This is a genomic window from Pseudomonas sp. RL_5y_Pfl2_69 (assembly GCF_963970465.1).
Lineage (GTDB): Bacteria > Pseudomonadota > Gammaproteobacteria > Pseudomonadales > Pseudomonadaceae > Aquipseudomonas.
Genome location: NZ_CAXAOU010000007.1, coordinates 143,917 through 155,673, shown reverse-complemented (window position 1 = coordinate 155,673; position 11,757 = coordinate 143,917). Strand labels below are relative to the sequence as shown.

The window sequence follows — 11,757 nt, the reverse complement described above, 5'->3', positions numbered from 1 at the left end:
CTAGCGAGGATCGAAACGATGTCGACCGTAACTGGCCACAACTTTATCGGCGGCAGCCGCAGCGCTGCCGGAACCGTCACGGTACAAAGCCTGGATGCCAGCACCGGAGAGGCACTGCCTGTGCTCTTTTATCAGGCCACGCCAGAAGAAGTGGACCGTGCCGCCAACGCCGCCGCCGAGGCCTTTGTACCGTTTCGCCAACTGTCTCCTGAACGCCGCGCCGAATTTCTGGACGCCATTGCTGACGAAATAGACCAGCTGGGCGACGACTTTGTCGCCCTGGTGTGCAGGGAAACCGCCCTGCCCGCAGGACGCATTCAAGGTGAGCGCGGCCGTACCAGCGGGCAAATGCGCCTGTTCGCAACCGTGCTGCGCCGTGGCGACTTTTTAGGCGCGCGGATCGATCTGGCCCTGCCGGATCGCAAACCGCTGCCACGGGTGGATCTGCGTCAGTACCGGATCGGCGTCGGGCCTGTGGCCGTCTTCGGTGCCAGCAACTTTCCACTGGCCTTTTCCACTGCCGGTGGCGACACCGCGGCCGCCTTTGCAGCGGGCTGCCCGGTGGTTTTCAAGGCACACAGCGGGCACATGGCAACCGCCGACCAGGTGGGCTGCGCAATTATTCGTGCGGCTGAAAAGACCGGCATGCCCAAGGGTGTGTTCAACATGATCTTCGGCGCCGGAGTCGGCGAACAGCTGGTCAAGCACCCGGCCATTCAGGCCGTGGGCTTTACCGGGTCGCTGCACGGCGGCAACGCACTGAGCAAAATGGCCGCCGAACGCGAGCAACCCATCCCGGTATTCGCCGAGATGTCGAGCATCAACCCGGTGATCCTGCTGCCTCAGGCCCTGGCCTCACGCAGCGAGGCTGTCGCCAAAGACCTGTCGGCATCGGTCACTCAGGGCGGCGGACAGTTCTGCACCAATCCAGGCCTGGTGATCGGCCTGCGTAGCGCCCAGTTCTCTGCCTTTGTCGAGCAACTGACCCGGCACATGGCCGAACAGGCGCCGCACACCCTGCTCAACGCAGGCGGACTGCGCAACTACGCCAAGGGCGTGGAGCATCTGCTCAGCCATCCGGGCATCACCCACCTGGCCGGCCACACCCAGTCGGGATCGCAAGCGCAACCACAATTGTTCAAGGCCGATGTCAGCCTGCTGCTGGACAAGGATCCGTTGTTGCAGGAGGAGGTGTTTGGTCCCACGACCATCCTTATCGAAGTCGACAGCGATGCGCAGTTAAAAGCGGCCCTGCTGGCCTTGCGCGGCCAATTGACCGCCACCCTGATCGGCGAACCGGATGACCTTGCGCAGTATCAGTGGCTGGTGCCGATCCTTGAGCAAAAGGTCGGGCGGATTCTGGTCAATGGCTACCCTACCGGCGTCGAAGTGTGCGATGCGATGGTTCACGGCGGCCCATACCCGGCGACTTCCGACTCACGCGGTACGTCGGTTGGCTCATTGGCGATTGACCGTTTCCTGCGTCCAGTCTGCTACCAGAACTATCCCGATGCCCAACTGCCCGAAGCGTTGCAAAACAGCAACCCGTTGGGTTTGAAGCGTCTGGTGAACGGCGAGTGGAGCTCCCAGGCGATCAAGTAAGGCTCGGTATGGGCCTGGAGGCGCCAGCATATGGCGCCTTTTTTATGCCTGCAAATTGGATCCAACATCAAATTTCAGGCAAAAAAAAGCCCAAGTAGCTGATGGAAACTTGGGGCTTAAAAATGCATAAACCGTGGTAGGTGAACGCAGGGCGATCTTACCCTATCGTAACAATCAGTAACAAGTGATTCTGCACAATTTATTTCAAACCAATACTGACCTAAGTCATTAAATAGCCACGTTTTTTATTTGTTTTTTGGATCCAGTCTTATTCCAAATTGCTATCACCGCGCTATTCATGGGTATTTTTTACCCATATCTCGCAGCCCTGTGCTCAACCTGGAAAATTGCTTCGCAGCGCTGTCAGCCCGCCCTGATAGATGCCTAAAAACAGCTCTTGGGCCTCGTCATCGCTTACCCCGTTCGGGGTAAACCGCCCCGACCAGGTCACCCGGGCACCTGCGCCGTGGGCCTCCACACGCAGAGTGGCCAGGTAATCCGTCACCGGGAACGGCGCCTGAGTAATGGAGTAGCTGTAGGTCTTGCTCCCGTTGTCGAAGCTTTCAAGCCGTTCGACAATCACCGTGCCGTCCTCGGTACGCAGAGTACGCAAGCGCCCGCCTTCACTCAGTTCGCTTTTTACAACAAACGGCAACCAGTCCGGCAGCGAGCCAAAGCCGCCGATCAATTGCCAGACCTGATCGGCTGGAACGGGAATATCGATAGTTGCGGATGCGGTTGCCATGTGGGGATTCTCCATCAGTCAGTGATTTGTCGTCGGCACTTGGTTTGCGGGTTGAACCAAACCGAAACGACGTGTGCCAACAGCAACGGCCCCTGTGAGACCCGCTCGGGTCACTCAAAAACCGGTTTAAAGAAGCTTCGCTCGTAACTCAGGATGCAGCGATTGTCTTCAGCCAGCTTGAAGGCGGCAATGCATTCGGCATCGGTTTTTGAGCGCTCGCGGTAGTCTTCATAGGCCGCAAGGCTGGGGAAGGTAAACATGGCCAGGGCAATGTTGTTGGCGCCTTCCGAGGGCAGGAAGTAGCCGTGGTGCTGACCGCCGAATTTCTCGACCAGGGGAATCCAGATTCGCCCGTACGCTTCAAATTCGGCCAGCTTGTAAGGGTCAATGACATAACGCAGGTAGCACGTGATCATGTGTTCACTCCATGAGGCGAAAGGAGATCGAGACTAGTCTCCAGCCGCCCCACGGGTCAACAGACTCAAAGAGGATGCAGACGATCATCCTCGGCATAGATCGCCGTGTGCAAACCACCTTCGGCATCGCGCCAGGCGCGGTACATGCCGGGCGTATTGAAGCTCAGCACGGTCTCGCCGGACGGTGACACTGCCACCACACCGCCGTTGCCTCCCAAGGTCTTGAGTTCGCCCTGCACAACCTGCTCACAGGCATCCGCAAGGGTTGAGCCCACCAGCCGGATACGCGACGCAATATTGTGCGCCACCACGGTACGCATGAAGAATTCGCCGTGGCCGGTCGCCGAGATCGCGGCACTGCGGTCATCCGCCCAGGTGCCGGAGCCGATCAGCGGCGAGTCGCCCACCCGGCCATAGCGCTTGTTGGTAATGCCACCCGTGGAGGTGGCCGCAGCGACATGGCCGTGGCTGTCCAGGGCGACAGCGCCCACGGTGCCAAACTTTTTCTCCACGCCTCCCGGTTCCAGCAGCACCGTCTCCGGTTGTTGCTGCTGGGCAGCCCACTGGCGACGACGCAAAGGGGTGTCGTACCAGTCGTTGCTGACGTGCTCCAGGTCAGGTTGCTCAGACAAAAACAGATCCGCCCCCGCGCCTGCCAGCAGCACATGTTCGCTGTGTTCCAGGACTGCCCGGGCGCCGCAAATGGGGTTGCGCACGTGATGTACCCCGGCCACCGCCCCGGCTTCGAGGTTAGCGCCGTTCATGATCGCCGCGTCCAGTTCGTGGTCTCCGGCATGGGTAAATACCGCACCTTTACCCGCGTTGAACCACGGACACTCTTCCAGTTCGACCACGCTTGCCTGCACGGCGTCCAGGCTGCTGCCGCCCTGTTCCAGCACATCAACGCCGGCCCTGAGGGCCTGCAGCAGCGCGGCGTGGATCGCCTGTTCGTCATCCTGGGTCAATACACCGGGCATCAGAACACCGGCGCCGCCATGCAGGGCCATCGCTATGGATTGAGTCATTGCGCATGCACTCCGTGATTAATTATCTGGCTCAAAAAGCGTTGGGTACGCGGTGATTCCGGGGCCGAGAAAAACCGCTCGGGAGGCGCTTCTTCGACGATTTCGCCCTGGTCCATGAATACGATCCGGTCTGCGACCTTACGGGCAAACCCCATTTCATGGGTCACGCAAATCATGGTCATGCCTTCCTGGGCGAGGCTGGTCATCACGTCCAGTACTTCGGCGATCATTTCCGGGTCCAGGGCCGAAGTCGGTTCATCGAACAGCATAACCTTGGGTTGCATGCACAATGCCCGGGCAATGGCGATACGTTGTTGCTGGCCACCGGACAACTGCGAAGGAAACTTGTTGGCGTGGTCGCGCATCTTGACCTTGTCCAGCAAGCCCAGCGCACGCTCGATGGCTTCAGCCTCGGATACGCCCAGATTAGACGTCTGGGGCAAGGTGCAGTTTTTCAGTACCGTGAGGTGCGGGAACAGGTTGAAGTGCTGGAAACACATGCCCACCTGCCGGCGAATACGCTCCAGGCCCTTGACGCTGCCATTGAGTTCCTCGCCCAGCACTTCGACCAGGCCCTGCTGGTGTTGCTCAAGTTGATTGATACAGCGGATCAGGGTCGATTTGCCGGAGCCCGAGGGCCCGCAGATCACCACCTTTTCTCCGGCGTGCACATTCAGCGAGATGTTTTTCAGCACGTGGGCATTGCCGAACCACTTGTTCAATTGTTCGATACGCACCATCGCGGCGGCATCTGCCTTGGGTTTCATGATCATGAGCGGCTTTGCTCCATACGAAGTTCAAGATGTCGGGCATAGCGCGACAGTGCAAAACAGATGACAAAGAAATAGATCGCCAGGAAGACGTAAATTTCATGGCCGTACTCAACCCATTCAGGTGCGACGGCGGTGCTCATGGCGATGCCGACGATGTCCAGCACGCCGACGATCATCACCAGCGTGGTTTCCTTGAACAGGCCGATAAATTGCGTGAGCAACGGCGCAATGGACTGCTTGAGCACTTGCGGCAGGATGATCTGGCCCATGGTTTTCCAGTAGCCAAAACCCAGGGCCATTGCCGCTTCGTACTGCCCCTTGGGCAGGTTCTGCAGACCGCCGCGCAGGGTCTCGGCCATATAGGCGGCGGTAAACAGGATCAGCACCAGTTGCACCCGCAACAGGATGTCGAATGCCGAATCCGGCGGCAGAAACAGCTGGATCATCAGCGACGCCATAAACAGCAGCGAGATCACCGGCACCGAGCGCACCAGCTCGATGTAGAGCACGCACAGCATGCGGACAACCGGCAGCTTTGAACGTCGGCCCAAGGCCAGCAGGATCCCCAGAGGCAAGGCGAAAATCATCCCTGCCGTACCCAGAAAGACCGTCACCAGCATCCCGGCAAACTTGGTCGAAGACACCTCGGGCAAACCGGCCCCGCCCTTGAGCAGCCACCACATCACGATCGGCAGCAAGGCCAGGTACGCCAGCAGCAGGCGCCGGTCCAGACGCTTGAAAAACAGCAGGACAAATGCAGCGCCCGCCAGTATCAGCGACAGGGTCACGCGCCACTGCTCGGCTTGCGGGTAGAAGCCATACACAAACAGGTTCCAGCGCTGGGTGATCGGTAGCCAGCACGCCCCGCCGGGGTTGCAGTCCTTGGCGCTGTCGCCCACGAACGTGGCGTCGAACACCAGCCAGTTGAATGCCGCAGGAATGCACCAGCACAACAGTGCAATCACGCTGAGCGTCAGCAGGCTGTGGCCCACACTGGGGAACAGCTGACTACGGCTCCAGGCCAGCGCCCGCTGTGCCCAGGGCAATCTTGGAGGTGCCAGCGGGATAGACAGTGATTGATTCATGGCGGTCATGTTCAGTGCCCCCTCTGGCCAATGCGGTGGTTGTAGATGTTCATTCCCAGGGAGATCACCAGACTGATCGCACAGTAAGTCCCCATGACCAGCGCGATGCACTCAATGGCCTGGCCCGTCTGGTTCAGGGTGGTGCCGCCGGTAGACGACACCAGCTCCATGAAGCCGATGACCACACCCAGCGAGGAGTTCTTGACGATGTTCAGGTACGTGTTGGTGATCTGCGGGATCATCGGGTAGATCGCTTGCGGCACGATCAGTTGGCGCAGGGTTGACCCGGATTTGAAGCCGAGCGCTTTGGCCGCTTCGTACTGACCGCGATGCACCGACTCGATGGCGCCCCTGACGATTTCTGCAATGTAGCTTGCGCTGTAGAACGACAAGGCCAGGCACAGGGCAAGCATCTCCGGAACCAGGGTAATCCCGCCCTTGAACCCGAAACCGCGCTGCACGGGCACTTCCCATTGCAAATGAGCACCGCTCAGGACGTACACCAGCAACGGCAGCAACACCGCACCGGCCAACAGCAGAGGCCAGCGCCTGGAGGCAAAACCGCGCCACGGCGTTCGGGCTTCCCTGACGCGACAAAACACATAGGCCAGCAGCGTGCCCAGCAGCATCAGGGCCAGGCCCCAACCGACCTGACTGCCTTGGGCAAGCCACGGCAGGTTCAGGCCGTTGTTGTTCAAAAACACCACGCCAAACAGCGAAGCCGAATGCTTGACCCCTGGCAACGCCAGTACCAGGCCGTACCACCAGACCAGATGCACCACCAGCGGCACGTTGCGCAGGAACTCGATGCACGTCCCGCTCAGGCGCTTGATCAGCCAGTTGTCCGACACGCGGGCCATGCCCAGTGCGCCCCCCAGCAGGGTTGCCAGCACAATGCTCAATACCGACACCAGCAAGGTGTTGAGCAACCCCACCAGATAGGCCCGGGCATAGCTCGCGTCCGGGGTGTAATCGATCAGCGAAAAACTGATGTCGTAGCCAGCGCGCTGGGATAAAAACCCGAAGCCCGAGGCAATATTCAGATTTTTCAGGTTCAGCGCAGCGTTGCTGGAAAGCAGATAAAAGACCGCCGCAACCAGAGCCAGGACCAGCCCTTGCTGCAACACACTCGACAGGCGCAGGTTGTGCGAACGAAAAGTCGACATGACAGTAATTCCCTTAACGAATCGGCGGCGCGTACATCAAGCCATTGTCTTTCCAGCTGCGGTTCAGCCCGCGCGGGATGTTCAGTGCCGTCTGCTGGCCGAGGTTGCGGTCATAGATCTGCGCGTAGTTGCCAACTTGCTTGAGGGCGCGGTATGCCCAGTCACTGTCCAGGCCAAAGGACTTGCCGATCGTGCCTTCAGTGCCCAGCAAACGGGCGATATCGGTCGACGCCGTTTTGTCACTGTGCAATTGGTCGACGTTTTCAGACGTCACTCCCAGCTCTTCACCCGTCATCAGGGCATAGGCGGTCCAGGTCACGATATTGCGCCAGGTGGTGTCACCTTGGGCGACGAAGGCGCCCAGGGGCTCCTTGGAAATCACTTCCGGCAACAGCACGTAGTCCTGGGGGTTGTTCATCAGCGCCAATCGGGCAGCCAGGCCGGAGGAGTCATTGGAGATGGCGTTGCAGCGCCCGCGCTGAAACGCGGCGTACAGCTCGGGGCTTTTCTCGATGACGACCGTCTTGTACGTCAGGCCGCGCCGACCGAAATAGTCTTCGAGGTTCTGCTCCGACGTGGTGCCCGGCGACAGGCAGAAAGTTGCACCGTCCAGATCCGTCAGCTTTTTGATGCCATCCGCGGCGTGGGTCATGAAACCCTGGCCGTCGTAAAACCAGACCGTGGTGAAGTCCACACCCAGGTTGGCCACCCGCTCGGCGGTCCAGGATGCGGCCCGGGACAGAATGTCGATTTCCCCGGAAGCCAGGGCGGTAAAGCGGTTTTTTGCAGTGGTGGTCAAGTATTCGACCTTGTCCGCATCGCCCAGCACGGCGGCGGCAACGGCACGGCACAGATCAACGTCCATGCCGGTCCAGCGACCTTTATCGTCGATCAGGGAAAACCCCGGTTTGTCGCCGGCCACACCGCAGCGCACGCTGCCATGGGCCTTGACCTTGTCCAGCACACCTGCCTGGGCAACTTGAGCACCGGTCACCAGCAGCGCCAGCAGTGGTGCCCCAAGTAAAAGCTTCACCCTATTCAATTTGTGCATATCATTGCCCCTTCAAAATTCTTCTTGTTATGCCTGACAACCACAATCCAACGGCAGGTGGCGGTTGAGACGCACAATAAAGACAGAGGCATGGGCCGGATAGCGACTATTGATCCACTAATCTGGACGCGCTATCGAATATTGGAATAACACTATGAACATCGACTGGTATGAAGACTTTCTCGCCCTGGCCGATACCGGCAAGTTCACGGCGGCGGCCAGCATGCGCGGCTCTTCGCAATCGGCGCTGAGCCGGCGAATTCAATTGCTGGAAGCGCACCTGGGAGCCACCTTGATCGACCGCGAACGCAACCCGGTGCGCCTGACGGCCGCCGGTGAAGCCTTGCTGCCCAATGCCGTGGAATTGGTGCGCATGGCCCGCGACTGTGAACAGAGCGTAAAAGTGCTTAATCGGCCGCTGACCTTTGCCTCGTTGCACACCCTGGCGTGCAACTTCTTCCCGGACTGGATCAGCCAGTTGAACAGCGCGCAATCGCCGCTGTTCACCCGGATCGACACTGGCTATCGAAGCACCGACGATTACTACATGGCGCTGATGTCCGGGCGTTGCGATTTCATCCTGTTCTACCGTGATACCAAGACGGCGCCCTACTCGCGCCAGAGCGAATTCGAGGTCAAGTCCCTGGGCCATGACGAGCTGTACTGGGTGGCCACCCCGGCACTGGCGGCGCATTGCGCGCAGACCGATGAGCCGATCCCGCTGCTCAGTTACTCGCGCAGTGCCCAACTGCATGAATTGTCCCGTATCCAGATCAACCGCCATCCCCAGCCCCATCGCCTGCTGCAAGTGTTTGAGGCCACCGTGTCCGAAGCCCTCAAACCGATGGTTGCCAGTGGCCAGGGCGTGGCCTGCATGCCCCATAGCATGGTTGCGCCGCTGATTGAGCGTGGGGAACTGGTGCGTTTGTATCCGGATATGGAGTCTGACCATCTGGAAGTGATTCTGGTGCGCTGGCGGGACAACCGTAACCCCCAGGCCGATGCGCTCTGGCAGCGGTTGTAAAATCCCCCTGATGCGCAAGCCCCCTTGTGGGAGCGGGCTTGCTCGCGATGGCAGCACCGCAGCTTGCCTGCCACACCGTGGCGTCTGCATCGCAGGCAAGCCAGCTCCCACAGGTTTGGCACTGCTCACACTCCCTGATTGTGGGAGCGGGCTTGCTCGCGATAGCAGCACTGCAATCTGCCTGACACACCGCGCCGTCTGCATCGCAGGCAAGCCAGCTCCCACAGGTTTGGCACTGCTCACACTTCCTGTGCCTTAACCCCTGTGAAAATCATATGAGCCTGAAAAGGCTATTGAACCAACCCGACCTGAATTTTTCCCACCACCTCCTGCATCGCCGGTAAAAAGCGCCGTGCAGCTTCCTCGACCGGCATGGCCTTGGCGATATACACCAGGTTAAGGCAACCCATCACCCGCTCCTCGTGCATCACCGGGATCGCAATCGCCGCGATCTTGCGCTCTTCTCCCCAGTGCGCGTTGTTTTCGCCATAACCCTTGCTGCGCGTGTGCTCCACCAGTCGCTCGACGAATCGGCGATCCGCCGCCAGCACCGACTGCGAGTCGTCCCGACTGATCATCAACTCGATCAATTCTTCCCGCTCGGCCGGCGGGCAAAACGCAAAATACGCCCGCCCGGTCGCGGTCATCAGCAAGGGCAAGCGGCGCCCCACCATCGAACGGTGAAACGACAGGCGACTGAAACGGTGAGTGGTTTCGCGAATCACCATCGCATCGCCATCCAGGGTGCACAGGTCGGTGGGCCAGGCCACTTGCTGGAGCAACTGGCCAAGCAAGGGCGCCGCAATTGAAGAAATCCACTGCTCATCGCGAAAGCCTTCGCTCAGCTCACGCACCTTCAGGGTCAACCGGTAGCTGTCATCCGATTCACTGCGGCGCACGTAGCCTTCGGCCTGCAACGTCTCCAGCAAACGACGCACGGTCGTGCGGTGCAAACCGCTCTGTTCGGCCAACTGAGCGGTACTGGCGCCCCCGTCGAAACGGTTGAGACCGTTGATCAGTAATAGCCCGCGCATCAGGCCCCGCACGGCCTTGTATTCGGTTTCGCTCATGTGTTTTCCATTATTTTTATCGGTAAATCAACGATGTGCACTGAGTGCACCCTAGCAAGGGTTGTCGTTGTTCACCAGCTTCGCGATTTCCATACTGCGCCCAACAAGAAATCCAAAAAAAGCGCTGTACGGAGATACCCATGAGTTCTGCACCCACTGCTTCCCCCTTGGACCTGAACACCGATATCGCCATTGTCGGGGCGGGTCCTGTCGGGCTGATGATCGCCAATTACCTGGGCCAATGTGGTGTAAACGTCACCTTGGTGGAAAAGCTCGACAGCCTGATCGACTACCCGCGCGCCATTGGCCTGGACGACGAAAGCCTGCGCACATTCCAGGCCGTCGGCCTTGCCGATAACGTGCTGCCGCACACCACGCCCTGGCATGCGATGCGCTTCATGACGCCCAAAGGTCGCTGCTTTGCAGACATCCAGCCCAAGACCGATGAGTTCGGCTGGTCCCGCCGTAACGCCTTTATTCAGCCGCTGGCTGACCGCGTGCTGTTCGAAGGCCTGCAACGCTTTGACAACGTCAAGGTGCTGTTCGGCCGCGAACTCGAAGGCTTCGAACAAAGCGACAGCGGTGTGCAACTCACACTGAAAAACGCCGAGGGTCGCAGCGAACGCCTGCAGGCCAAGTACCTGATTGGCTGCGATGGCGGCAACAGCCTGGTGCGCCGCAGTCTGGACATCAGTTTTGAGGGCAAGACCGCGCCCAATCAGTGGATCGTGGTGGATATCGCCAACGACCCCCTGAGCACGCCCCATGTGTACCTGTGCTGCGACCCGGTGCGCCCGTACGTGTCCGCCGCCCTGCCCCACGGCGTGCGCCGCTTTGAGTTTATGGTGATGCCCGGCGAGACCGAAGCCGAGCTGAGCAAGCCCGAAAACATGCGCAAGCTGCTGGCCAAGGTGCTGCCGGACCCGGACCGCATCGAGCTGATTCGCAGCCGCGTCTATACCCACAACGCCCGCCTCGCAGGCCGCTTCCGCCAGGGCCGGGTACTGCTGGCCGGGGATGCCGCGCATATCATGCCGGTCTGGCAGGGCCAGGGTTACAACAGCGGCATGCGCGATGCCTCCAACCTGGCCTGGAAACTGTCATTGGTGATCAAGGGCCTGGCCAGTGACCGCCTGCTCGACAGCTATGAGCTGGAGCGCCGGGATCACGCCAAGGCCATGATCGACCTCTCGGTACTGGCCGGCCACGTACTGGCGCCCCCCAAGCGCTGGCAGGGCACCCTGCGCGATGGCGTGTCGTGGCTGCTCAACTATGTGCCGCCGGTCAAACGCTACTTCGTCGAGATGCGCTTCAAGCCCATGCCGCAATACACCCGTGGCGCCCTGATCGTGCCGAGCGAAAAAGGCTCGCCGGTGGGCAAGATGTTCATTCAGCCCAAGGTGCTGACCGACGCCGGTGCGACCGTGCTCCTCGATGAAGTGATCGGCGAGAATTTCGCCATTATCGCCTGGGGCTGCGACCCGACCTGGGGCCTGACGGCGGCGCAGATTGCGCAATGGAAAACCCTGGGCACGCGGTTTATTCAAGTGCTGCCGGATGTCCAGCTCAGGGCCCCGAGCGACGCCGGCAACGACGTGATTCGGGTCGGCGACAGCACTGGCCGCCTGCGCGAGTGGTTCGCCCGCGGCTCATCGTCCATTGCCCTGCTGCGCCCTGATCGCTTCCTCGCCGGGCTGGCCACACCGCAAACCCTCGGCAAGGCCTGCAATGAACTGGCCCTGGCGCTCAACGCGCAACCACACATCCAGGTGACGCCAGCCGTCAGCAAGGTGGCTTGAG

The 11,757-nt window shown here is 60.2% G+C and carries 11 protein-coding genes; 3 read left to right on the top strand and 8 right to left on the bottom strand.

The genetic code is table 11. The annotated features are described in order from the left end of the window. The first annotated feature begins 18 nt into the window (after positions 1–18). Positions 19–1,602 carry an aldehyde dehydrogenase (NADP(+)) gene (locus tag AACY07_RS14095; protein ID WP_339475391.1) on the top strand — a complete coding sequence of 528 codons (1,584 nt, stop codon included), beginning with the start codon at positions 19–21 and terminating at the stop codon, positions 1,600–1,602. 334 nt (positions 1,603–1,936) lie between these two features. Here AACY07_RS14095 and AACY07_RS14090 read toward each other — a convergent pair whose 3' ends face one another. From AACY07_RS14090 to AACY07_RS14060, 7 genes are all read right to left on the bottom strand, one after another. After that, positions 1,937–2,347 carry an SRPBCC family protein gene (locus AACY07_RS14090; protein WP_339475388.1) on the bottom strand — a complete coding sequence of 137 codons (411 nt, stop codon included), beginning with the start codon at positions 2,345–2,347 and terminating at the stop codon, positions 1,937–1,939. 110 nt (positions 2,348–2,457) lie between these two features. Further along, complete coding sequence (locus AACY07_RS14085; protein WP_048351632.1) at positions 2,458–2,763, bottom strand: NIPSNAP family protein; 306 nt, start codon at positions 2,761–2,763, stop codon at positions 2,458–2,460. 65 nt (positions 2,764–2,828) lie between these two features. Then, positions 2,829–3,788 carry an isoaspartyl peptidase/L-asparaginase gene (locus tag AACY07_RS14080; protein ID WP_133077585.1) on the bottom strand — a complete coding sequence of 320 codons (960 nt, stop codon included), beginning with the start codon at positions 3,786–3,788 and terminating at the stop codon, positions 2,829–2,831. After that, positions 3,785–4,561 carry an amino acid ABC transporter ATP-binding protein gene (locus tag AACY07_RS14075; protein ID WP_339475387.1) on the bottom strand — a complete coding sequence of 259 codons (777 nt, stop codon included), beginning with the start codon at positions 4,559–4,561 and terminating at the stop codon, positions 3,785–3,787. Before AACY07_RS14075 ends, AACY07_RS14080 begins: the two co-directional genes overlap by 4 nt. Then, positions 4,558–5,655, bottom strand: coding sequence for an amino acid ABC transporter permease (locus tag AACY07_RS14070; protein ID WP_339475386.1), 1,098 nt, complete (start codon positions 5,653–5,655; stop codon positions 4,558–4,560). Before AACY07_RS14070 ends, AACY07_RS14075 begins: the two co-directional genes overlap by 4 nt. Positions 5,656–5,657: 2 nt before the next feature. Beyond that, a complete protein-coding gene (locus AACY07_RS14065) occupies positions 5,658–6,812 on the bottom strand; it encodes an ABC transporter permease subunit (protein WP_133077582.1) in 1,155 nt (384 codons plus the stop codon). 13 nt (positions 6,813–6,825) lie between these two features. Continuing rightward, positions 6,826–7,863 carry an amino acid ABC transporter substrate-binding protein gene (locus AACY07_RS14060; RefSeq protein ID WP_133077581.1) on the bottom strand — a complete coding sequence of 346 codons (1,038 nt, stop codon included), beginning with the start codon at positions 7,861–7,863 and terminating at the stop codon, positions 6,826–6,828. A gap of 154 nt (positions 7,864–8,017) precedes the next feature. On the opposite strand from AACY07_RS14060, the gene AACY07_RS14055 reads away from it, so the two are divergent. Continuing rightward, on the top strand, positions 8,018–8,887 hold the full coding sequence (locus AACY07_RS14055) for a LysR substrate-binding domain-containing protein (protein WP_133077580.1): 870 nt from the start codon (positions 8,018–8,020) through the stop codon (positions 8,885–8,887). Positions 8,888–9,177: 290 nt separating this feature from the next. On the opposite strand, the gene AACY07_RS14050 is transcribed toward AACY07_RS14055, so the two are convergent. Further along, entirely contained in the window at positions 9,178–9,957 is a 780-nt protein-coding gene (locus AACY07_RS14050; protein ID WP_339475383.1) for a DNA-binding transcriptional regulator, read from the bottom strand. Between the two features lie 140 nt (positions 9,958–10,097). Here AACY07_RS14050 and AACY07_RS14045 point away from each other — a divergent pair, with 140 nt between their 5' ends. Then, complete coding sequence (locus AACY07_RS14045) at positions 10,098–11,756, top strand: bifunctional 3-(3-hydroxy-phenyl)propionate/3-hydroxycinnamic acid hydroxylase (protein WP_339475381.1); 1,659 nt, start codon at positions 10,098–10,100, stop codon at positions 11,754–11,756. Position 11,757: the final 1 nt, after the last annotated feature.